Raw genomic sequence first — 21,716 nt, forward strand, 5'->3', positions numbered from 1 at the left:
CACCCTGCCGGGCCCGGTCCTTCCCTGGCCGGGCAGGGCGTGACCGGGGCTGTCGGTGGCCCGGTCGTCAGGGGAGGTGGGGGCTGAAGTGGTCGGCGACGGTCTCCGCGACCGCGGCGGCATCCTGGGAGCCGTCGACTTCGATCACACGCACCCCGAGTTCATGGGCCCTGCGGACCGCGTCCTCGGCGACGAGCCGGTCACGGCCGAGCCGGTTGGCCTGCGCCCTGGCCGGGTTGCTGACACGCTGCGAAAGGCCTGCGGCACGGGGAAGTTCACGCAGTTGGCGGGCGCGAAACTCCGGCGTCGGCACCATGACGACCATCCGGCGGGCCGAGTCGAGGACGGGCGCGACCAGTTCGGGGCGCAGCCCCCAGCCCTCGGCGACGACCGGGCGGCCCGAGACGAGAGCTCTCAGGTCGTCCAGGGCCCATGCGAACCGGGCGGGGAAACCGGCCAGGGTCGCGGCGGCCATCTCCTCCGGAGTCGTGCGCACCCATACGTCCTCGGGGTCGGGGTCCGCGAAGGGCTCTCCGGCCCGGACCAGCCGGGCGATACGCCGATCGTTGTGGGCGCGGGCGTCGTGGTAGTCGTAGTGGTACGCAGTGAGGCCGTACCGGCAGGCCAGCAGCCGGGCCACCGTCGACTTGCCGGCCCACTGGCCGCCGCCGATCCACAGGGCGCGGCGCAGTGTGCCGAAGGGGTCCTGGACCGGTGTGTCCGTGGCGGCGTCGTGGCTGCTCATCCGGTCTGTCCTCCTGGGTCGGGGGCTGCTGCACGCGGGGCGGGCGGGCTGGGCCGACGGCCCGGACGGTCACGCCTGTCCGGTTGCGGGGGCGGCGGCCAGCTGTGCGGCGAGCACTGCGGGTGCCTCGGCCAGGGAGGGCCCGTACCAGGTGAGGTGCCGCCCGCTCACCAGCGCTGCGGGAACGCCGGGGAAGGCCTCAGGACCGTCGGTCCGGGTGAAGCGGTAGGGCTCGTCCGGCAGGACCACCAACTCCGGCCTGTCCGAACGGAGTCGGTCGAGCGGAACGGCCGGGTAGCGCTCCGTGTGGTCGGCGTACAGCTGGTGCACACCGAGGCGGCGGAGCAGGTCACCCGCGAAGGTGTCGCGGCCGAGGACCATCCAGGGCCGGCGCCAGATCGGCACCACCGCGCGGCGCGGGGGTCCGGGCGGCGTGGGCGGGGACTGCCAGGCCCGGCGGGCGTCGTCCAGCCATGGGGGCGCGGGCAGACCGCAGGCGACGGTGAGCAAGCGGTCGAGGGAGGTGAAGGCCTCGTCGAGCGACCTGATCCGGGTGACCCAGACGGCGAGCCCCGCCTCGCGCAGTGCGGTGAGGTCGGCTTCGCGGTTCTCCTCGTCGTTGGCGATGACCAGATCGGGGCGGAGCGCCGCGACACGGGCGGTGTCGGGGTTCTTGGTGCCGCGGACCCGGGTCACATCCAGTCCGGCGGGATGGCTGCACCAGTCGGTGGCCCCGGCCAGCAGGCCCGGCGCGCTGACCGCGACCGCCTCGGTGAGCGAGGGGACCAGCGACACCACCCGGGTCGGCGGCGGGCCGAGCCGCAGCGGTGTGCCCTGGTCGTCGGCGACGGTACGGGTGTCGGCTGGCACGGCCATGGGTTCACCGTAACCGAGCCCGGCGGCCCCCGGCAGGGGCTGCCTGAGGCAGCGGACGGTGCGGGCGCGGGGCGGGTCCCGTGTGCTCCAGAGGGTCTCGACGCCGCGAGCGGCACTAGGCTTGGGGCCACGGCATCGCGTGTCGGTCATCGGCTGGGTGAGGCATGGAGGTGCCGTGAGATGCCTGCGGAGGCATTCCACCGATGCCAGTCGAGTTGAACCACACCATCGTCCATTCCCCGGACAAGCGGGAGTCCGCCGAGTTCCTGGCGGGAATCCTGGGCCTTGAGGTCGGGGAGGAGTGGGGTCCGTTCATTCCGGTCGCCACCAGCAACGGAGTCACTCTGGACTTCGCCACCGTCCCGGCCGGGTCCATCGTCATGCAGCACTATGCGTTCCTGGTCTCGGACGAGGAGTTCGACGCCGCCTTCGGCCGGATCAGGGAGGCCGGGGTCGCCTACTACGCCGATCCGAATCTGAAGCAGCCGGGCGAGATCAACCATCACCACGGCGGGCGCGGTGTCTATTTCCTGGACCCGGGCGGGCACGGCATGGAGATCATCACCCGCCCGTACGGCAGTCATGTCGACCCGTTCGCGGCGTCGTCGTAGGGCGGGCGGCGTCCTGCTCCCCAAGTGATCGGCCGTGCTGACGGGAGATCCCCTGCCGGGGTCCGGAGCCATGCGGTCGGCCCGGCGGGGAACTCCTGACCACTCCCCTGCGCAACAGGTTCCGTCCCGGTCCCGCCGGGGCAACGGAGGGAGCAGCGCCGGCTGCCGGGTGCGGCCGAGGGGTTCCGCGCTCGTCCCGCAGCGGCGGCCGGCCTCCTCGGCCCGGACAGCGTGGTGGTCACCGTTGCGGAACACGGAAGATCCCGTCGAGTGGTTCGCCCTTTGCGCAGCGGAGCCGAGCTGTACGGACAGTGCGCGACACCACACCCGGCAGGACCGCTGGCCCGGCGGGGATTCCCCGCCGGGCCGGCGGCACTGCGCCGCCGCGCGGCGGTCAGCCCTGCTCGGCCTCGGCGGCGAGGCGGTCGCTGAGGGCCGCGAGGATACGGGCCGCCTCCGGCAGTCCCGCGCCCTCACAGCGGCGCACGCCCTCGGCCAGGCGGGCACGGGCCGCCTGGGTACGGCCCAGGCTGCGGCCCTCGATGAGTGCGGCGATCCGCAACGCCTCGGCGCGCGGCTCCTCGCCCTCGCCGCCGCCGGTCCCATAGGCGGTGATTGCGGCCTCGGCCTCGGCCAGCGCCTCCTCGGCGCGCTTGCCGAAGCCGAGCACACGGGCGCGCTCGTAGTGCACGGCACCGCGCTGGTACCAGACGGTGACCGGGTGTCCTTCGGCCTCGGCCCGCTCGCGCACCTCGTCCGCCTCGGCCAGTCGGGCCAGCGCCCCTTCGACGCCGCCCTCGCCGTGGGCCTGCATGGTGGCCTGTGCGAACTCCCGCAGCATCGCGCAGACCTGGTCGGCGCGGGGGGCCTTCAGATGTGAGGCGAGGGCGCGCTCGCGGGCGGCCTCGGCAGCCTCCCAGCGGCCGGACTCGGCCAGGGCGGCCGTCGCCTCGCAGGCGACCATGGTGTGGATGTCCTGGTCCTCCCAGTCGGCCACCTCGTCGGCGAGCCGCAGATACTCCTCGGCGGCATCCCGGTACTCCTCCAGACCGGCCAGGCCGCGCGCCAGATCGAGCCGGACCTGGGCGCGCTGCCGCTCGTCGAAGCCGGCCGCGTCCGCCTCCAGAAGTACGGACTCCAGGACGGCGACGGCGTCACCGGTGCGGCCGCTGTCGCGCATCACCGAGGCGAGCCGTACCCGTACGCCCGCCGCGTCCCCGGCCCGGCCCTCGCGGTCGAAACGGGCCGCGGCCTCGGACAGCGCACGGGCGGCGCCGGCCTCGTCCCCGGCGTGCTCGCAGGCGTGGCCGAGCATCGCGTACGCCGGACCGTAGGGGAAGGAGTCGTCGCCCCAGCGGACGGCCTCGGCGAGCCCCCGGTGGAACACCTCGACGGCCACTGCGGCCTCGTCGCGCACCATCGCCACCTGGCCGAGCAGCATCAGGATGCGCGGGGCTCGCCAGGGCAGGCCCTCCCGCTCCACCTGCTCCAGGACCTCGGTCAGTTCGGTGTGCGCCTCGGCGGCCCGTCCCTGCCGGGCCGCCATGTCGGCGGTGTACTGACGGGCGGTGATGATCCGGTGCGGGAGGGCACGGCGGATGCTCTCGCGGTGGTAGGCGCCGACGGCCTCACCGAAACGTGCCGCCACGTCGGCGGGCGGCTCCGGGAGGGCGCCGGCCAGCTCCTGGTAGGCCGCATAGGTGCGGGAGTGCAGGATCGACAGGCGGTCCTCGGGTCCGATGCCGGGCCCGTCCCCCTCCCCCGCCGAGGCCGGGAGCTCATCGGCGCGGCGCAGCGCCTCGTCGAGCATCGCCCAGTCGGGGGCGCTGTCCTCGCCGGCCGCGGCGGCGTCGTCCTCGCCGAGGTGGGCGACGGCGGCCCGGGTGCGCATCACCAGGGCGCGGCCCGGCAGCTGGGCCTGCTCGAACAGCTCGGCGGCGGCGTGCAGTTCGGTGCGGGCCGACTGCCACGCTCCGCGTTCGAAGGCCTGGTGTGCGCGGTCCTCGGCGAGGTCGGCCTGCAGCCGCGGAAGCGGCCCGACCTCGGGGACCTCGCTGTGGGTGTAGCCGTCGGCCGCCACGGTGTCGGCGATGGTCCGCCACAGGGTACGGGCGTCGGGGTGGTCGAGACGGCGCAGTTCGCGGGCGCGCACCACCAGGGCGGTGAAGTCCTCGGGGACCGGCTCGGCCAGCGGGCGGGGCTCGGCGGCGACCGCCGGGGAGGGCACTGCGGCGGCGCGCACACCCAGGGCGAGGGGCTGGTCGACGAGCGGACCCCGGGCGAGGCGGGCCCGGCGGCGGTCGCTCACGGTGGTGGTGACGTTGCGGGTGTCGAAGCGGGCCGCCAGCGTCTCGGCCTCGGCGCGGACGTGGTCGTGCAGGGAGGCGACCGTCCAGGGGCCGCCGGCCGGTCCTCCGGCGGGCAGCTCACCGTGTCCCAGTGCGGCGAGGCGGGCGGTGAGCAGTTCGACTCCGGTGAGGAAGTGCAGCCGGGAGAGCAGGTCGCCGTGGCCGTCGAAGAGCCCGCGGTTCTCGGCCAGGATCTCCAGGCCGCGCGGCTCGTTGCCGGACAGCGCGCAGAACTCCAGGTGCAGGCTGATCTGCATGGCGGTGCTCGACTTGCCGCGGGCGCCGCGGTAGCCCACCAGGTGGCTGGAGCGGGCCTCGTCCAGCCGGCCCTGGCGCAGCTGTGGCAGCAGCGCCTCGGCGTGGCTGGTCCACGGCTCCTCGGAGCAGTGGTTCTCACCGCTGAGGACGGGCTGCCACTCCTTCAGGGCGCGGGCGTCGTCACCCCGGCGCAGGTGGTGGCGGGCGCGGGTCCGGATCTCGCACGCCTCGCAGTCGCTCATCCGGGCACGGGGCCGGGTGGCCCACAGGTCGAAGGCGTCCTCCTCGCCGGTTCCGGTGTGTGCGGCGAGGTGGAAACGCTGGGCGTAGTAGGGCTGCAGGTCGTGGTCGGCGGCCCGGTAGCGGGTGCGCATCTCGCCGTGCCAGCGCTCGATGGCCTCCAGCGGCACGTCCGGGGTGGAGCGCAGCGCGGCGGCGACCCACTTGAAGCGCCAGAAGACCTGGAGGCGGGCCCACTCGTTGAAGGCGTCGGGGTGGGTGTCCCAGAGCTTGAGGATGCGGGCGAAGACGACGGGGGCCTTGCGGGGCTCGGCGTCGTACTCGTAGGCCTCCATGAGGTCCATCAGGGCGAGGACCTGTATCTCGCGGTCGTCGAACTGCTCGGCGGCCTCGGCGAGTTCCTCGGCGGTGACGGTGCGCTGCCGCCCGTAGGGACGGGCGTCATTGGCGCGCAGCGCCTCGGCGAGCGCCTCGGGGGTGTCCGTCATCAGGACTCCTTCTGCGGGTCGGCGGTCTCACGGCCGAGCATGGCGTGGTCGAGCAGGCCGAGGAACGAGCGGTTGATCAGGGCGCTCTCGCTCGCGGTGAGCGGGCGGCGGGTGAGCAGCACGGCCTGCCCGTACAGGGCCTCGGCGGCGATCACGGCCAGGCCGTGGTCGGCGATGGAAGCTGCGCGGCGCACCAGCGGGTTGAGGTGGTTGAGGACCAGCTGGGCACGGGGTACCTCGGCCCGCAGCGAACCGAGGATGTCCGCCCACAGGCCGTCGGCCTCCTCGGCGAGGCGGGCACGGGTGCGCTCATGGCGCGCCTCGCGGTTGTCGAGGAGGAGGGCGGGTGCGCTGGCGGGGTGGAAGGTGCGCAGGGCGACGTCGCAGTCGAAGCGCCCGACGACGTCGCGGGCGGTGGCGAGGAAGGCCGCCGCGGCGAGTTCGGCGGCGGGGTCGACGCTGTCGAGGTGCGCGGTGACGGTGCCCGGGTCGAGGTCGGCGACGGAGGTGCCGGGCCGGATCTCGGGCAGCCGGTGCACCAGGTCGCTGTCGTAGGTGTAGCCGCCGTTGACGACACCGAGGCCGGCGGCGCCGGCGATCGGTGCGACCTGGCGGAACTCCTCGACCGTGCGGGCGACCAGGATCACCGGGTGGGCGCGGGCGAACTCGTCCAGGGTGACATTGCCGTCGGTGGTCTCGAACGGCAGCCAGGGCAGCAGCATCCGCAGCAGTTCGTCGTCGTAGCGCGCAAGGGCCTTGACGGCGAGGTGGTGGACGCCGATGAAGCGGTGCAGCAGTGCCGGGTCGCTGGCGGACAGTCCGGTGAGCCAGTCGCGGATGCGGGCGCCGAGGGCGTCGCGGACGGCGGCGAGGGTCTCGTCGGCGTACAGGCCCTCGCGGGAGGCGGTGGGACGCAGTCCGTCCGCGTCGACGACGCAGCGCACGAAGAACGCCCAGTCGGGAAGGAGTTCGTCGGCCTGGTCGGAGACGAGCATGCCCTTGAGGTGGACGCGGTGGCCGGCCCGGCGGGAGGGCGGGGCCGCGTCGGGCAGGACATAGGCGGCACCGCGCAGGCCGACCAGCGGCAGGTCCAGCTCGATGGTGTCGAGCGGGGTGAAGTCGAAGGTGTCGCGGCAGTAGGCGTTCAGGGCGTCGCGCCGGGCGAGCGGCGAGGCGTGCCGGACCTGCCATGGCGGGGCCGCGTCGATGCGGGTGGCGGTGCCGTGGGCGTCGGTGACGGTGACCTCGTGGCGCAGCAGGCTGCCGTAGTGGCGGGCGAGTTCGAGGACCTGGCCGTGGCGGGTCCACTGGGCGGCGTCGGCGCGCGGGGTGAGGCGGACGGTGGTGCCGGGCTCGGGCATGGCCGACGCGGGCAGGGTGGTGATGGTGTAGCGGCCGTCGGAGTGCCCGCGCCACTCGACCGTGGGCGCGTCCGGGCTCTTGGCGGAGCGGCTGACCACGGTGATTTCGTCGGCGACGACAAAGCAGGCGAGCAGGCCGATGCCGAACTGGCCGATGAAGTCGCTGCGGGCGGCGGCGAGCCCGCTGTTGTCCAGTCGGCCTTCGGCGTCCCGCTTGGAGCTGCGGCCGATGGTGGCGAGGAAGGTGTGCACATCGGCCTCGGTGAGGCCGACGCCGGTGTCGGTGACGGTGAGGTCGCCGTCGGCACGGACGGTGATCCGGGCGGGGGCGGCCGGGTCGAGGCGCTGCCGGGCGGAGATGGCGTCGACCGCGTTCTGCAGGAGTTCCCGCAGATAGACCCGGGGACTGGAGTAGAGGTGGTGGGAGAGCAGGTCCACCAGGCCGCGCAGGTCGACCTGGAAGGTGTGCGCGGTGGGGGTGTGCTCGGTGGAGGCGCTTCGTGTGCTGTCGGTCGGGGGCACCGGGGCGGGCTCTTTCGGTCGGCGGGCTTGGGGGCAACGCGGTGCGGCAGTCGGTGGACGGCGGACGGCGCGGTCTTCCCGCTGCGCGGTTCGGCGGGTGCGGCAGGTGCGGCAGGTGCGGGCTGGGGCTTGGCTGACCAATCGCGCCGTTGCGGCGTGCGGCGTCCCGTTCAGGGCCCCTCCTCGCCGAAGGCGGCGGGCAAGGAGGGCGCATCGCAAGGCGGAGGATCGACCTCGTACGGGCGTACCCGGTCGACTCCGACAGCGCAGCGAGGTGCCGTACCTGGGGGTACCTCCCGGCCGAAGGCCGGGGGAGCGTCGCACGCCGGGCGCGAACGGTCGGACAGGCCCTAGCGGGCGGCGGCGGCGCGGTGGGCGGTGAACGCCTCGACGGGCGTTCTGCTGAGGTAGTTCCACGGGAACTGGGTGACGGTGTCGCCCAGTTCCCGGAACAGCAGGTGCGCCGTCTTGGGCTGCCCGGCGATGGAGAACGCCATGGCGAAGGTGTTGTAGGCGGCCTGCCAGCCGCGCGGGCGGCCGTAGGCGGGGTGCAGCACGGACCGGTCGGCGGCCTCGTGCAGCTGGTCACGGACGGCCTTGCGGTTCACATAGGTGTGGTCGGCACCGCTGTCGAGGTCCAGCCAGTGCTCGATGTGGGCGAGGGCGACGAGTTCGCCCAGCGGGCTGCCCTCGGGGGCGGCGAGCATGGCGATGCGGGCGAAGTCGTGCATCTCCTCGTGCGAGCCGCCCCACTTGGCGCACAGCTGCTGAAGGCGCTGCCGGTGCGTGCCCAGGTGCTCGGGGCGGCGGCGCAGCGCGGCCTCGAAGCGGTGGCGCGCGACGTCCGGGCCGAGTGAGGCACCACGGGCGCTGATCTGCAGGAAGTACCAGGGGCCGAGCCAGGACGGCTCACGCTCCGCCACCTCGTAGAGCTGCTGTTCGGCGATCTCCAGGCGCTCGCCGAAGAGCTGCCACTGCTCGCGGGTGACGTGCTTCGCACGGGCGCCGGTGCGCGCCTCCCAGGCCCAGGAGACCTGGCGGGCGCCGGAGAGCAGCAGCGGCAGGGCCGAGTCGGGTTGCTCGGCGACGGCCTCGGGCAGCCACTCCTGGGTGCCGGGGACGTCGGAGACCGCGGCCAGCAGCCAGGTCTGCTCGGCCTGGTCCTCGACGGCGGCGAGGCCGGCGAGCAGCGACTGCCGGTCGCCGGCGGCGGCCTGGGACAGCATCAGCCGCAGTTCCTCGTCGCCATAGGCCGGATCGACCGCGAGCGCGGTCCCGCCACCGGACCGCCGCCCCAGCAGGCGCCCGAAAAACGACATGCTGCAACCCCCTCCGTGTCATCGACACGCGTTCACAGATTCGACCGGGCCGTCACATCGGCCACACAGACGGAGTACATATCACGGAGTGCGGACAGCGGTTGCGGCGGTCCTGCCGCCCGGCGCCGGGCGGCAGGACCGCCGCGAGACACCGCGGGGCGCGGCAGGACGGCGCGTCCCCCGGTGGGCCGCGCGCAGACCACCGGGGGCAGGGCCCGGTCGCAGCAATCGGACGGCCCCGACGGATCCACAGGTCACCGTGCGGGTGCGGGACCGGGCAGCGCTCCCGGCGGGCCGGCCGGGCGCTGTGGTCTGATGGCATCGTGAGCTCCGCCGCAGAAGAGACAAACCGCCGCATGCTCCGCGCCCGGGATGCGATGGACCGCGCCTATGCGCAGCCACTGGACGTCCCGGCCCTGGCCCGGATCGCCCATGTGTCGCCGTCCCACTTCAGCCGTACCTTCCGGGCCACGTTCGGCGAGACACCGCATCGCTACCTCCAGCGCCGCCGTGTCGAGCGTGCGATGTTCCTGCTGCGCGAGACCGGCAACAGTGCGACGGACATCTGCTTCATGGTCGGCTTCGAGAGCCCGGGGACCTTCAGCCGTACGTTCCACCGCATCGTCGGCAGGTCGCCGCGGGAGTACCGCAAGGGGGCGGTGGCGGCGGACGTACCGACGTGCTTCACCAAGGCGTGGACCCGCCCGAGCGCCTGAGCCTCCGCGTTCCCCCGTACGGCCCGGAAGAGCAGTTTTGGATAAGTTCCGGCCGGGTCTGCCCGGGTAGCGTGATGCACATGTTCACTGCCATCACGCACTCGCAGATCTACGTCCTCGACCAGGACGAGGCCCTCGACTTCTACGTCGGCAAGCTCGGCCTGGAGGTCAACGCCGATGTCGACTTGGGCTTTATGCGCTGGCTGACCGTCAGCGTCCCCGGGCACCCGGAGCGTCAGATCCTGCTGGAGAAGCCGGGCCCTCCGGCGATGTCCGACGAGACGGCGCAGCAGGTCCGCGGGCTGGTGACCAAGGGCGCGGGGGGCGGCTCGCTCATCTTCAGCACGGACGACTGCCGCAAGACGTACGAGACGCTGCTGGGCGGGGCGTCGAGTTCACCGAGGAGCCCACGGACCGCCCGTACGGAATCGACTGCGGTCTGCGCGACCCCTTCGGCAACAACATCCGCTTCACCCAGCTGAAGGCCTGAGGCCCTCGGAGCCGGGAGCACCCCCGAAACGGCCGTCCGGGTCGTGCAACGCCTCGGGGGTGCTCCCGGGCGCCGGGGCCGAGGGCACTCGACGCCGAAGGCCGTGCCCGGGGCCGCAGGCCGGGCCCGGGCACCCGGACCTGACGTCCCGGTCCGGTGGCGGCCTGAGGGGTCTCCTGAACCATTCCGACCGGAAGTCTGCAAAAGCGCGTGGGATGGTTCGTGCCCGCAGTAGGGTGGCAGCGCGCAATGGCATGGTCAGCGCAAGAGCGAGCCGGGGGGCCATGGATTTGGAGACATCCGCATCCGAGCGAGTGCGTGACGTGGTCCGCGGGGTGGTGGCCGACTCCGCCCCCGAGGAACTGCCGCTGGTCGACGGGCTGTTCCAGTTCGACGACGCCACCGTGGTACGGCGGTTGAGCGGCAGCGGCCGACGCCGCGACCCGTTGGGTTTCGGGGTGGGCGAGGTCGTGGCCCTGGCGACCCCGGTGGTCTGGCTGGCACTCAACCAGGTGGCCGAACGCGTCACGGACGCCGCCCTCGACGGCGCCTCGCGAGGCGTCAGAGGTCTGCTGCGCAGGCTGCTGCGGCGCCCCGCGGCGCCGCGCACCGTACCGCCGCTGACGCGCGAGCAGCTCGCCGAGGTACGCCGCCGGGTGGTGGAGACCGGCAGGCAGCGCGGGCTCTCCGAGGAGCGTGCGACGGAGCTCGCGGATGCGGTGGCGGGCAGGCTTGCGCTGGCCGAACCGGGCGACACCGATCAGAGCGAATCGGCACGGCCGTAACCGGATGACGCAGACCGGCACTCTTCCACGGCTGGACGAGCGGGTGGTCGGCGCCGGCACGACGGTGCGTTTTGTGATGCTGGTGGTGCTGCTGCTGGCCGCCAGCGGCTCCGTGCTGACGCCGGTGCTCAACTCCTTCCACGACTCGGACCTGTGGAGCTGCGAACTCGCTGCCGGAGCGGACCCGGCGCACCATGCGACCGACGCCAGCATGCTGGTGAGCACCACGGGTCAGGACGTCCCCTATCAGGCCTGCGTGGCCCGGTACGCACCACCGCCGCCCTGGTGGCTGGTCGTCGTCTGCCCGATCGCGCTGTCCGTCCTGACCGCTCTGCTGTTCCTTGCCCTGTCCGCCTGGAAGGCCCGCCGCGGCCGGGTGGTCCCGCTGGCCTCCATGGATCCGGACGGCGCGCTGGGCACCCTGCTGACGGGGCTGGCGGCGGCGGCCGGCCTGTCCCGCCTGCCGAGAATCGTCGTCGACCCGGCAGCGGCCTCGGTGGGCGCACTGGTCTTCGGGCGCAACCGCCGTCCGACCGTCTGTCTGCACGGCGGCCTGCTGACCTGCCGGGACACCGACCCGGAGCGGTTCCGTGCCGTGCTGCTGCACGAGTTCGCCCATATCCGCAACGGCGACGTCACCCTGACCTACGCCACCGTCGCCCTGTGGCGGGTCTACCTGGCGGCGGTGCTCGGACCCTATGCGGTGTGGGAGGTCCGAGCCCTCGTCGACGGTCCCGGGGAAGGGCCCACCGCCGTGCCCTCACTGGTCCGCCATGTCGTGCTCCCCGGTGCCGTGGCCGCACTCGTCTATCTCGCCCGCTCGGACGTGCTGCGCAGCCGCGAGGTCTACGCCGACCTGACGGCGGTGCGTACGGGCGCGCACCTGGACGGCTGGGCCGTCCCGGCTCCGGACACGGACGACGGGCCGCTGCGGCGCGCGTTCGCCTCCTTCGCCGAGCTCTGGCGCACCCATCCGCGCTGGGATCTGCGCCGGGGTGCTCTCACCGACCCGGCACCGCTCTTCGGCGTCCGGGCGCTGCCGATGTTCCTGGCCGGCGTCGCGGCGACGCTCATCAACACCGACCTGGCCGCCTACCTCGTCCCGTACGGCGTCCTCTCCCTGTGGTATCTGCAGCTGATGGCGCTGGCCCCGGCCGTGCTGGTCACCGGGGTGGTGGGGATCTCCCTGTGGCGGGCGGTGACACACGCCGTGCTGACCGGGCGGCCTGTCCCGTCCGGGGTGCGCACCGGGCTGTGGGTGGGTTCCGGACTGGCCGTCGGCGAGCTGCTCACCGGGCGCGGCACGGGGTTCGGGTGGCTGCCGGTCCAGCCGGGGTTCCTGGTCTTCCTGGTTCTCGCAGGTGTGGTGTTCTCCTGCTGGGTGACGCAGTGTGCCTCTCTGTGGGCCCGCACCTGGCGGGGACGGTCGATGCGCCCGGTGATGCTGCTGAGCCTCACAGCTGTGTGTCTGCTGCTGGCGGCATGGCTGGGGTGGTGGCAGCTGTCCGGCGTCCTCTACACGGACGGGGTGTCCTACAGCCTCGCCGGTGCCCGGGCCGTGCTGCTGCGCGTCTGGCCCGGTCCGGCCGGCAGCCACTCCGCCGCGCTGTCGGTGTTCGCGGCGGTCTGGCCCAGGCTGGGCGACATGTTCAGCCAGCCCTTTGCGATGCCCGGGATCACCGCGCTCTGGGTGGTGCCGCTGCTGGCCTGGACGGTCCGCCCGGCCACCGGCACCCCGGGCTGGGTCGCGGCCGCCGGTGTGCCGGGACTGCCACCGGCGGATCCACTGCCGCCGCTGCGTCGGGTGCTGGGTCCGGGACTGCTGGGGGGAGCCCTGTCCTGGGTGGCGGCCGCGGTTCCGCGGGCGTCCGTGCACATCGAGCAGCCCGGCGCCCAACACCTCGGGAACCTGGATGAACTGATCTATTTCTCCTGGGTGTTCGTGGCCCTGGCGGCATCGGCCGCGCTGGCCGCCGTCCTCGCCGGGGTGGTTGCCTCCACCAGTCCGTACCGGCTGCTGATCGTCCTGGTCGCGGCCGAGACCGCGGTGCTGGTGGGCATGGCCGGGATTCTGCTGCTGGTCTGGCATCCGACCGCGGTGTGGGTGGTCTTCGTCCTGATGGGGCAGCCGGCCATCCTGGTCGGGGCGCTGGCCGCCCTCGCCGTCGCAGCCGTCGGGACCACACCGCCCTCCCTGCTGCGCGCCCTGCCGCCGGGACCTCGCTTCGGCGGTTCCGCTGCCCGACGCCGGTGCCTGGGCGCGATCTGCGTGGTGGCGCTGGGGGTCTCCGGAACCCTGCTGGCATCCCAGACACGGCGGGACACCCTGCAGGGCGGACCCTCGCTCGGCCAGCAGCAGACCCAGCAGTGGGCGGCCACACCCAGCGCTCCGGTGTCCGCACAGACCCGGGCGGAGCAGGTGCACGCCTGGCGGCGTCTCGGCGGCCTGTGGCTGCTGCAGCATGCCGGCAGCTACTCCGACCAGCTCGGCCGGACACTGCAGGCCGCCGACGCCGCCGAGCACCTCACGGTGAGCAGGCTGAGCCGGCTCCGCCCCCTCTGCCTCGACTTCGGGCAGCTCGCCCTGCGGGCGAGCGACTACTTCCGCGTCCCGGATCCGCAGGCCCAGACGCTCTGGCAGCAATCCGTCCTCCAGATGCTGAAGGGCAGCCGGGACTGCCTGCACGCCCTCGACCAGCAGGACGACGCCCTCTTCGGCCAGGCGCTGGGCGAGTATGTCGAGGCGCACAAAGCCGCCGAATCCGCGTCCACGCGGGTCGACGCGGTGCTGCGGGCCGCCGGCTACTGAGGCCGCGTCGGGCGGCGCCGGCGCGGCCGTGGGCGTGGGCGTGGGCGTGGCCGTGGCTGGGATCTGCGTCCGCGCGCGGACGCCGAGCACCCCGTCACTGCCCTTCCGCGAGACGGCGGCCCGGCCGCGGCGGCGCCGCGCCACGGGATGGGGCCGCGGCGCCGAGCTGCGGATCCGCGGTCCGCAGCCCTTGAGCGGGCACCGCAGCACGGTGAGCTCGCGCTCGGACCCCGGCGATCGAAGGTTGCGACGGCATTACCGAATGATGTCGGAAATCGGGCACCGCGACCGAAGCCGGTCAAGGGGCCATCCCATCCAACTTCGACCTGCCGAAAGGCACCCCCTAGGGGCTACCATCCCTCCCGTGAACTCTTCTGAAGTGCATAGTCAGCAGGAGAGGCCGACCCTGGCGGAGTCGGCCACGGGGTCGGCAACGCTGGCTGAAATTGCACGCGAGGCAGGCATCTCAGCTCCGACAGTTTCGAAAGTGCTCAACGGCCGGGGTGATGTCGCACAGGCCACCCGGGAGCGCGTGGAGGAGCTGCTGCGCCTGCGCGGCTACCGGCGCCCGCGCAGCACCGCCCAGGCGGCACCGCTGCTGGAGCTGGTCTTCCACGAGCTGGAGAGCGCCTGGGCACTGGAGGTCATCCGCGGTGCGGAGATGGTCGCCAGGGAGGAGGGGCTCAACCTGGTGCTGTCCGAGTCGGCCGGGCGGCTGAGCCTCGGTCAGTCCTGGGTGGAGGGGGTCCTGGCCCGCCGGGTGGCCGGGGTGATCCTGGTGCTCTCCGGGCTCGACCGCGCCCAGCAGTCCCAGCTGACCAGCCGCGACATCCCCTTTGTGGTGATCGATCCGGCCGGCGACCCGGGCGAGGACGTCCCTGCCGTGGGTACGACCAACTGGCAGGGCGGTCTGGCCGCCACCCGCCATCTCCTGGAGCTCGGCCACCGGCGGATCGGACTGATCGGCGGCCCGAGCGGGATGATGTGCAGTCGCGCGCGGGTCGACGGCTACCGTGCGGCGCTGGAGACGGCCGGGATCGGCTTCGACCAGACCCTCATCCGGGAGGGCGACTTCCACCACGAGGCCGGCTACACGGCGGGCCTGGAGCTGCTGCGGATGCCGGACCGGCCGAGCGCCGTGTTCACCGGCAACGACCTGCAGGCGCTGGGCCTGTACGAAGCGGCCCGCGAACTGGGCCTGCGCATCCCGGAGGACCTCAGCGTGGTGGGCTTCGACGACCTGCCCATCGCCCGCTGGGTCGGACCGCCGCTGACCACCGTCCGCCAGCCGCTGACCCAGATGGCCGGAACGGCCGCCCGGCTGGTGCTCGACATGGCGCGCGGCCACCGGGTGGCGACCCCGCGGGTGGACCTGGCGACGCGCCTGGTGGTGCGGAGCAGCACCGCCCCGCCGGCGGCAAGGCCCGACTGAACCGCGACGGGGGGAGCCGCGCCGCCGGACCGTGGCCTGCCGCAGGCCGGCGGCGTGGCGGCCTCTCCGGACCGTCCGTCCCGCGGTCCGTGCGGACACCGGCACACCAATGATTCAGCGACCGGACGGCCCTGTCGGCGGCCCGGACCGCGCACGACGAGGAAGAGCACATGACGACAGATCAATCTGCCGAGGTCCATGCAGCCTGGCTGCCGCCGGAGGCGTTCCGGGCGATCGGTTCGCGCCGGACCCTTGTGCACGGCGCCGGGCTGCTCGTCGGGACGGTGCATCAGGAGGTCGAGCAGGCCTGTGCGCGCTTCGGCGGCACCGTCCGCCGCCAGGAGGAGGCGGCCGGGGACATCTGCGACGGCACCTTCGACCTGGTGCTCGCCCTGTCCGCGCCCGGGCGCTCGACGCCCGGGGCGGAGGCGGTGTCGGCCGGCCTGCGCGAGGAGGACGGCCGTCCGCTGGAGGCGATCGGCGACGAGGGCTTTGTGCTCGCCCGGGAGGGCGGGGTCACCGTGGTGCTCGCGGACACTCCGGCCGGCCTGCTGTACGGGCTGTTCCAGGTGGTCAGGCTGGGTGAGTCGGCGTTCGACCGCGACCGTGCGGCGGAGCTGCACCGTCCGGCCGTACGGCGGCGGATGCTGGACCACTGGGACAACATCGATGTCCATCCGGTGATGGGGCAGGTCGAGCGCGGCTATTCCGGCGGGTCGATCTTCTGGCGGGACGGCGGGCCGCGCGGCGATCTGACGCGGGTACGGGCCTACGCCCGGCTGCTGTCCGCGTCCGGGGTGAACGCCGTCGCGGTGAACAACGTCAATGTGCACGCCACGGAGACCCGTCTGCTGACGGACCGCCTCGGGGATGTCGCCGATCTCGCGGAGGTGTTCCGCCCGTACGGGATCCGGGTGCACCTCTCGGTCAACTTTGCCTCCCCGGTGGTCCTCGGCGGGCTGCCCACGGCGGACCCGCTGGACGAGGGCGTACGGGCGTGGTGGGCCGAGGCCGCAGGCCGGGTGTACGAGGCCATCCCGGACTTCGGCGGCTTTGTGGTGAAGGCCGACTCCGAGGGGCAGCCGGGCCCGTTCACCTACGGGCGCAGCCACGCCGACGGCGCCAATATGCTCGCCGAGGCGCTGCGGCCGTTCGACGGGGTGGTCAACTGGCGTGCCTTTGTCTACAACCACCAGCAGGACTGGCGGGACCGCTCCACCGACCGGGCCCGTGCCGCCTTCGACCATTTCGCCCCGCTGGACGGGGAGTTCCACAGCAATGTGATCGTCCAGGTCAAGCACGGCCCGATGGACTTCCAGGTCCGTGAACCGGTGTCGCCGGTGATCACGGCCATGCCGGCCACCCGCCTCGCGGTGGAGTTCCAGGTGACCCAGGAGTACACCGGGCAGCAGCGCCATGTCTGCTACCTGGGGCCGATGTGGAGCGAGGTGCTCGGTTTCCGGCCGTGGGGCCCGGACGCCGCGACGGTGGCCGCGGTGGCCGCGGGCGGGTCCGCAGACGGGACCGCGGGCGGGTCCCCAGACGGGACCGGCGGTGCGGAGGGCGGCGGTCTGGTCGCCGTCTCCAATGTGGGCGACGACCCGTACTGGACCGGCCATCCGCTCGCCCAGGCCAACCTCTACGCCTTCGGCCGGCTCGCCTGGGCGCCGCAGGCGGACCCGCTCGCCGTGCTCGACGAGTGGATCGACCTCACCTTTGTGCCGCTGGTGTCCGGCGACCCGGAGCCGCTGCGGCGCACCCTGCACGCGATGATGGACGGCTCCTGGCACAGCTACGAGCGGTGCAGCGCCCCGCTGGGCGTGGGATTCATGGTCCGTCCGGGGCACCACTACGGTCCGGACGTGGACGGGTACGAGTACACGCCGTGGGGCACCTATCACTTCGCCGACCGGGACGGTGTGGGTGTGGACCGCACCCGTGCCTCGGGGACCGGGTTCACCGGTCAGTATCCGCAGCCGTGGTCCGAGGTGTACGAGTCGCCGGAGCGCTGCCCCGACGAGCTGCTGCTCTTCTTCCACCATGTGCCGTACGGGCATGTGCTGCAGTCGGGGTCCACGGTCGCCCAGCACATCTATGACACGCACTTCGCCGGGGCGGAGGAGGCGTCCGAGTCGCGGCGGCACTGGGAGAAGCTGGGGGCGTCCGGGCTGGTCGAACCCATGCTGTACGCCCGGGTGCTGGAGCTCCTCGACGAGCAGGTGCGCTCCGCCGAGGAGTGGCGCGACCAGATCAACGCCTACTTCCACCGCAAGTCCGGGGTGCCCGACGCGCTCGGGCGGCTGATCCCCTGACATGTCGGACGAGAGCCTGGCGGGGATGTCCCCGCCAGGCTCTCGTGGCTCTCGTGGCTCTCGTGGCTCTCGTGGCTGTCGAAGCCGTTGGCTGTCAGCCGTCCTCGCGCAGCACCCGGACGCCGCACGGTTCCAGGACGACCGGCCGGCCCTGCTCGACCCGCTCCCCGGTGAGCAGGTCGACGCCTCCGCTGTGGGCCGGCACCTCGACCGGCTCCTCGCCGTGGTTGAGCAGGAACAGCAGCCGCGTCCCGTCGGGAGCGACCCGGACGGCTGTCTCCAGGCCCGGGTGCTCCGGGTGACGTCCGCTCAGGCCGTGCCCGGCCAGCACCTGCCGTACCACCCAGCCGACGCCCTCCTGGTCCAGCCCCGCTGCGACATACCAGCCGTGGCCCTCGCCGAAGGCGTTCCTGGTGACGGCGGGGGTGCCCGCGTAGAAGTCGGCCCGGTAGGTGCCGACCACCTCGGCGCCCTGCGGGATCACCAGCTCGAAGAGCAGCTGGGACGCCACCTCCAGCGTCTCGGTCCCGGCCTGGAGGAGCACCGGGTTGGTGAACTCCGGTCCGCGGGCGTCCCACTCGTCGATCCGCACACCCATCAGCGGGCCGAGCGGGCCGGGCACATCCATCAGGAACGCGTTGTCGTCCTCGTCCACCCGTCCGGAGAGGTAGGTCGCCACGACCGATCCGCCGCGCCGGGCCACCTCCTCCAGCCGCTGCGGGAGGTCACCCTTGAGCATGTGCAGCGCCGGTGCGACGACCACGTCGTAGTGGGTGAGGTCGGCGGTCACCGGGACCACGTCCACGTCCACGCCGGCTTCCCACAGGGCGCGGTAGTAGGCCAGCACGACCTGCTGGTAGCGGACCAGCCGGGAGGGGCCGTCGGAGGTCTCCAGCGCCCACCAGCTGTCCCAGTCGAAGAGCAGGGCGACCCTGGAGGGGGTGCGCGCGCCCAGTGCGGCGCCGCCGAGCCGGTCCAGCTCGGCGCCCAGCTGGGCGACCTCGCGGAACACCCGGGTGTCGTCCCGGCCTGCGTGGCCGATGACGGCCCCGTGGTACTTCTCGCAGGCGCCCCTCGACGCACGCATCTGGAAGAACAGCACGGAGTCGGCGCCGTGGGCGATCGCCTGCCAGCTCCACAGGCGCATCACACCGGGCCGTTTCAGCGGATTGACGTCCCGGCAGGCGGTCATGCTGGGCGTCTGCTCCATCAGCCAGAACGGCTGCCCGCCCTTGAGACCGCGCATCAGGTCGTGGCTCAGTGCCATCCACGCCGGGGACGCGCCCTCGGGCGGGTAGTTGTCCCAGGAGGCGAAGTCCAGGTGGGGTGCCCAGCGGTGGTAGTCGATCGGGCGGTACATGCCCATGAAGTTGGTGGTGACCGGGATGTCCTGGCTGTACCGGCGGATCGCCTCCTTCTCGTCCCGGAAGTTGGCCAGCATGGCGTCGGACATGAACCGCAGATAGTCCAGGGTGATGCCCTGGAACGCGGTGTGGTCCGGTCCGCGCCAGTGCTCGGTGAGCGCGGACGGGGGCTCGATCTCGTCCCAGTCGTGAAGGTGTGCGACCAGAAGGTGGTGCACCAGGCGGTGTTGAGCGCGTCCAGGGAGCGGTACTTCTCGCGCAGCCAGTCGCGGAAGCCGGCGGCGCACAGCTCGCAGTAGCACGCGCCGCCGTACTCATTGCCGACGTGCCAGGCGATCACGGAGGGGTTGTCCGCGTAGCGCTCGGCGATACGCCCGGCGAGCTCGGCGGAGAGCCGCCGGAAGACCGGCGAGCTGGGGCAGGAGTTGTGCCGCTGTCCGTAGCGGTGGCGGCGGCCCTCGAAGTCGGTGCGGGTCACCTCGGGGTGGGTGCGCGCCAGCCATGCGGGGTGGGCTCCGGTGCCGGTGGCCAGGCAGATGCTGCGGCCCTGCTCGGTGGCCTGCGCGACGATCCCGTCCAGGACGGAGAAGTCGTAGACGTCCTCGGCGGGCTGGGTCTGCGCCCAGGCGAAGACGCCAAGGGTGACGGTGTCGATGTGCGCGGTGTCGAACAGCCGGTAGTCCTGCTTGCGGACCTCCTCCGACCACTGCTCCGGGTTGTAGTCCCCGCCGAAGGGCGTCTTGGGGGTGGCGGGCAGGCTCATACGGTGAATTCCTCGCGGATCTCGGTGATCATCGGACGGCAGTTGAGCAGGGTGGCGGCCGCCAGCACCGACGCCAGCAGCAGCGGCACCGCCTCGGAGTAGGCGACGGTGACGGCGGCCGCGGCCGCCAGCAGACCGAGGTTGCCCAGCGTGGCCCGGACGGAGCGGACGAGGAAGTACGCCGCCAGCCGGGCGGTGTCGGCAGGCCGGAACGAGAACAGGGAGGTGATCACCAGGGCGTTGGCCACCCACAGTGCGGAGACCACCGCCATGAGCCCCAGCAGCGCCGCCCACCAGCGGGGGATCCCGGCCGCGCCCAGATGGGTCAGGGTGGTCCCCACCAGGGTCGCCCCGACCAGCCAGGGGACCCAGATCTTCAGGGTGTCCGTGAGGTTGGTCCGGTAGCCGCGCCGGAACGCCGGCGCCGGCCGCAGGTCGGTGATGTCACTGCTGCGGTGGTGCCAGGCATACAGGGCCGCGGACCAGGCAGGGCCGACCGGCAGCGCGCAGGCGGCGGCCAGCGGCACATTGCTGGCGTCCCGGTCGAGCAGCGCGAGCAGCAGCAGGCAGGGTGCGGTGGTGGCGAGCAGCAGCAGCTCGATGGTCATCAGGCTGTAGACCACGGCTGCGGCGCGGGCGAGCGGTCCCTCGCCGAACTCCCGGCGGCTCGCGGCGGTGCCGCTCATGCGGGGCCTCCTGCGTCGTTGCGGCTCTCCAGGCCCAGCAGCCGGCTGTCGTCCCACCACGGGGGCGTCTCATCGGTGACGCCCGTGAGTTCCAGCAGGGTGACCTCGTGGCGGGCGAGGGTGATGTCGCACTCGACCCGTCCCTGGACCACCGGCAGGCTGCGGTGGGACCGGGCGGGCTCCGCGGCCTCCCGCAGGGCCTCCAGCTGCCTGCCACTCGGCGAGAGGGGCCGGCCCATCTCGCACCAGGCGGTCCAGGCGTTGCCGGCCTCCTCGGAGACCGAGGAGCGCTGCACATAGACCGAGGAGTTCTCCGCCGTGCCGACAGGGATGGACAGCCGGACGGTGTGCCCGTCGACCGGGGACCGGCCGGTGACGTCCACCGGCGCCCAGGCCAGCACGGTGACCCGGCCGTCCGCGTCGCGGGTCACCAGGTGGTCCTGGCCGCGGGAGAGGACCAGTTCGCCCATCCGGGCCATGAAGGCGTACAGGTGGTAGGTGGGCTTCTTGATCTGACGATGGGTCAGCAGACCGAATCCACCGTGGAACAGCGAGGTCGGAATGCCGACCTCCTCGAACATGTCGCTGAAGGTCCAGTAGGAGAAGGAGTCGACGAGGTCGCCTCCGGCGGCCACCACCGGTGCCAGATAGGCGGCGTGCAGCGCCGTGTCATGGATCGGGTTGTCCGGGCGGTAGGAGGAGTTGAACTCGGTGATGTGCACCGGCAGTTCCGCGAGCGGACTGCCGTGGAGCTGCCGCCGCGGGGCCGCGAACTGCTCCAGCAGCGAGGACGCGGGCGCCAGGGTCTGGTGGACCCCGAAGGGGACGTGCTGGGCCGGCCCGGTGGTGTAGGCGTGCCGGCTGATGAAGTCGATGGGGACCGAGCGGGCGGTCACAAAGTCGGCGAACCGCTCCAGCCACTCGGCCTCATAGCCGGGGGCCAGGGAGGGGCCGCCGACCTGCAAGGACGCATCGACGTCCTTGACGGCCGCGGTGGTCACCTCATAGAGCCGGTGGTAGGCCTCCTGGTCCGCACCGGCCCAGAAGTCCTTGAGGTTGGGCTCGTTCCACACCTCGATGGGCCAGCCGCGCACCTGGTCGAGACCGTAGCGGTCGATCAGGTGCCGAATGGTGGCGCGGACCAGGTCCGCCCACTCCTTCCAGTCGCGGGGCGGGGTGACATTGCCCTGCCACCAGAAGACCGTCTGGTCCCCGGAGGCAAGGCCGGAGGGCATGAAGCCGAGCTCCACGAAGGGTCGGATGCCGAGCTCGAGGTAGGCGTCGATCACCTGGTCCACATAGGTGAATGAGTGCCGTATGTGCCGTACGCCTTGGTATTCGTACGGCCGGTGGACGCCCACCCCGTCGCTCAGCAGGCCATGGCCCCGGATGTGCCGGAAGCCGATCTCACGCTGGACCAGTGCCAGGGACTCCTGGTAGTCGCGGCGCAACGCGAGGTCGAACCGGCCGGTCCCGACGCAGAAGCGCCATGCGTCCGACAGTCGTCCTGAGGGGTGGTCGGGAACAACAATCCGCATAGTGGTGATCCTTAGTCTGGTGCCGGCGCGGTCGAACCTAGAACCCGCGCGCT

14 protein-coding genes and 2 pseudogenes are annotated in these 21,716 nt (G+C 72.8%); 7 read left to right on the forward strand and 9 right to left on the reverse strand.

The window, feature by feature from the left end:
- Positions 1–67: 67 nt before the first annotated feature.
- Together AB0761_RS06230 and AB0761_RS06235 are read right to left on the reverse strand one after the other, a co-directional pair.
- The gene (locus AB0761_RS06230; RefSeq protein WP_377267957.1) at positions 68–745 is read right to left on the reverse strand and encodes a hypothetical protein; all 678 of its coding nucleotides are present in this window, start codon (positions 743–745) and stop codon (positions 68–70) included.
- A gap of 69 nt (positions 746–814) precedes the next feature.
- Positions 815–1,621 (reverse strand): helical backbone metal receptor, encoded by an 807-nt coding sequence (locus tag AB0761_RS06235; RefSeq protein ID WP_377267958.1) that lies wholly within the window; start codon positions 1,619–1,621, stop codon positions 815–817.
- Between the two features lie 203 nt (positions 1,622–1,824).
- Between AB0761_RS06235 and AB0761_RS06240 the strand changes: the two genes are divergently transcribed.
- Positions 1,825–2,232, forward strand: coding sequence for a VOC family protein (locus AB0761_RS06240; RefSeq protein ID WP_377267959.1), 408 nt, complete (start codon positions 1,825–1,827; stop codon positions 2,230–2,232).
- 394 nt (positions 2,233–2,626) lie between these two features.
- On the opposite strand, the gene AB0761_RS06245 is transcribed toward AB0761_RS06240, so the two are convergent.
- The 3 genes from AB0761_RS06245 to AB0761_RS06255 all read right to left on the reverse strand — a co-directional run bounded on the left by AB0761_RS06245 (position 2,627) and on the right by AB0761_RS06255 (position 8,768).
- Positions 2,627–5,566 carry a hypothetical protein gene (locus AB0761_RS06245; RefSeq protein ID WP_377267960.1) on the reverse strand — a complete coding sequence of 980 codons (2,940 nt, stop codon included), beginning with the start codon at positions 5,564–5,566 and terminating at the stop codon, positions 2,627–2,629.
- Positions 5,566–7,449: an HSP90 family protein gene (locus AB0761_RS06250; RefSeq protein WP_377267961.1), complete on the reverse strand. Its 1,884-nt coding sequence runs from the start codon at positions 7,447–7,449 to the stop codon at positions 5,566–5,568. Before AB0761_RS06250 ends, AB0761_RS06245 begins: the two co-directional genes overlap by 1 nt.
- A gap of 350 nt (positions 7,450–7,799) precedes the next feature.
- On the reverse strand, positions 7,800–8,768 hold the full coding sequence (locus tag AB0761_RS06255; protein WP_377267962.1) for a hypothetical protein: 969 nt from the start codon (positions 8,766–8,768) through the stop codon (positions 7,800–7,802).
- Between the two features lie 356 nt (positions 8,769–9,124).
- On the opposite strand from AB0761_RS06255, the gene AB0761_RS06260 reads away from it, so the two are divergent.
- From AB0761_RS06260 to AB0761_RS06285, 6 genes and pseudogenes are all read left to right on the forward strand, one after another.
- The gene (locus tag AB0761_RS06260; RefSeq protein ID WP_377267963.1) at positions 9,125–9,484 is read left to right on the forward strand and encodes a helix-turn-helix domain-containing protein; all 360 of its coding nucleotides are present in this window, start codon (positions 9,125–9,127) and stop codon (positions 9,482–9,484) included.
- Between the two features lie 80 nt (positions 9,485–9,564).
- Positions 9,565–9,974 (forward strand): annotated as a pseudogene (locus AB0761_RS06265) (VOC family protein).
- 284 nt (positions 9,975–10,258) lie between these two features.
- Positions 10,259–10,759, forward strand: coding sequence for a hypothetical protein (locus tag AB0761_RS06270; protein WP_377267964.1), 501 nt, complete (start codon positions 10,259–10,261; stop codon positions 10,757–10,759).
- A gap of 4 nt (positions 10,760–10,763) precedes the next feature.
- Positions 10,764–13,568 carry a M48 family metallopeptidase gene (locus AB0761_RS06275; protein ID WP_377267965.1) on the forward strand — a complete coding sequence of 935 codons (2,805 nt, stop codon included), beginning with the start codon at positions 10,764–10,766 and terminating at the stop codon, positions 13,566–13,568.
- A 265-nt stretch (positions 13,569–13,833) separates the two neighbouring features.
- Positions 13,834–15,000: a LacI family DNA-binding transcriptional regulator gene (locus tag AB0761_RS06280; RefSeq protein WP_377273947.1), complete on the forward strand. Its 1,167-nt coding sequence runs from the start codon at positions 13,834–13,836 to the stop codon at positions 14,998–15,000.
- Positions 15,001–15,170: 170 nt separating this feature from the next.
- Positions 15,171–17,312 (forward strand): alpha-glucuronidase, encoded by a 2,142-nt coding sequence (locus tag AB0761_RS06285; protein WP_377267966.1) that lies wholly within the window; start codon positions 15,171–15,173, stop codon positions 17,310–17,312.
- A 94-nt stretch (positions 17,313–17,406) separates the two neighbouring features.
- Here the strand turns inward: AB0761_RS06285 and AB0761_RS06290 are convergent, their stop codons facing one another.
- The 4 genes and pseudogenes from AB0761_RS06290 to AB0761_RS06305 all read right to left on the reverse strand — a co-directional run bounded on the left by AB0761_RS06290 (position 17,407) and on the right by AB0761_RS06305 (position 21,663).
- The gene (locus AB0761_RS06290; protein ID WP_377273948.1) at positions 17,407–18,324 is read right to left on the reverse strand and encodes a beta-galactosidase trimerization domain-containing protein; all 918 of its coding nucleotides are present in this window, start codon (positions 18,322–18,324) and stop codon (positions 17,407–17,409) included.
- An 18-nt stretch (positions 18,325–18,342) separates the two neighbouring features.
- A pseudogene (locus AB0761_RS06295) lies at positions 18,343–19,439 on the reverse strand (beta-galactosidase); the annotation flags it as partial.
- Complete coding sequence (locus AB0761_RS06300) at positions 19,436–20,125, reverse strand: hypothetical protein (protein ID WP_377267967.1); 690 nt, start codon at positions 20,123–20,125, stop codon at positions 19,436–19,438. The pseudogene AB0761_RS06295 and the gene AB0761_RS06300, both read right to left, overlap by 4 nt.
- Positions 20,122–21,663, reverse strand: a complete 1,542-nt coding sequence (locus tag AB0761_RS06305) for a xylan 1,4-beta-xylosidase (protein WP_377267968.1) — start codon at positions 21,661–21,663, stop codon at positions 20,122–20,124. Before AB0761_RS06305 ends, AB0761_RS06300 begins: the two co-directional genes overlap by 4 nt.
- Between the last annotated feature and the right edge of the window lie 53 nt (positions 21,664–21,716).

The organism is Peterkaempfera podocarpi, from assembly GCF_042466665.1.
GTDB lineage: Bacteria > Actinomycetota > Actinomycetes > Streptomycetales > Streptomycetaceae > Peterkaempfera > Peterkaempfera podocarpi.

What these genes read in the sequence shown, in the direction of transcription:
- AB0761_RS06280 (WP_377273947.1), top strand. Translation starts at nt 13,834, where the DNA reads ATGTCGGAAATCGGGCACCGCGACCGAAGCCGGTCAAGGGGCCATCCC.
- AB0761_RS06235 (WP_377267958.1), bottom strand. Translation starts at nt 1,621, where the DNA reads ATGGCCGTGCCAGCCGACACCCGTACCGTCGCCGACGACCAGGGCACA.
- AB0761_RS06285 (WP_377267966.1), top strand. Translation starts at nt 15,171, where the DNA reads ATGACGACAGATCAATCTGCCGAGGTCCATGCAGCCTGGCTGCCGCCG.
- AB0761_RS06255 (WP_377267962.1), bottom strand. Translation starts at nt 8,768, where the DNA reads ATGTCGTTTTTCGGGCGCCTGCTGGGGCGGCGGTCCGGTGGCGGGACC.
- AB0761_RS06305 (WP_377267968.1), bottom strand. Translation starts at nt 21,663, where the DNA reads ATGCGGATTGTTGTTCCCGACCACCCCTCAGGACGACTGTCGGACGCA.
- AB0761_RS06260 (WP_377267963.1), top strand. Translation starts at nt 9,125, where the DNA reads ATGCTCCGCGCCCGGGATGCGATGGACCGCGCCTATGCGCAGCCACTG.
- AB0761_RS06245 (WP_377267960.1), bottom strand. Translation starts at nt 5,566, where the DNA reads ATGACGGACACCCCCGAGGCGCTCGCCGAGGCGCTGCGCGCCAATGAC.
- AB0761_RS06240 (WP_377267959.1), top strand. Translation starts at nt 1,825, where the DNA reads ATGCCAGTCGAGTTGAACCACACCATCGTCCATTCCCCGGACAAGCGG.
- AB0761_RS06275 (WP_377267965.1), top strand. Translation starts at nt 10,764, where the DNA reads ATGACGCAGACCGGCACTCTTCCACGGCTGGACGAGCGGGTGGTCGGC.
- AB0761_RS06230 (WP_377267957.1), bottom strand. Translation starts at nt 745, where the DNA reads ATGAGCAGCCACGACGCCGCCACGGACACACCGGTCCAGGACCCCTTC.
- AB0761_RS06300 (WP_377267967.1), bottom strand. Translation starts at nt 20,125, where the DNA reads ATGAGCGGCACCGCCGCGAGCCGCCGGGAGTTCGGCGAGGGACCGCTC.
- AB0761_RS06270 (WP_377267964.1), top strand. Translation starts at nt 10,259, where the DNA reads ATGGATTTGGAGACATCCGCATCCGAGCGAGTGCGTGACGTGGTCCGC.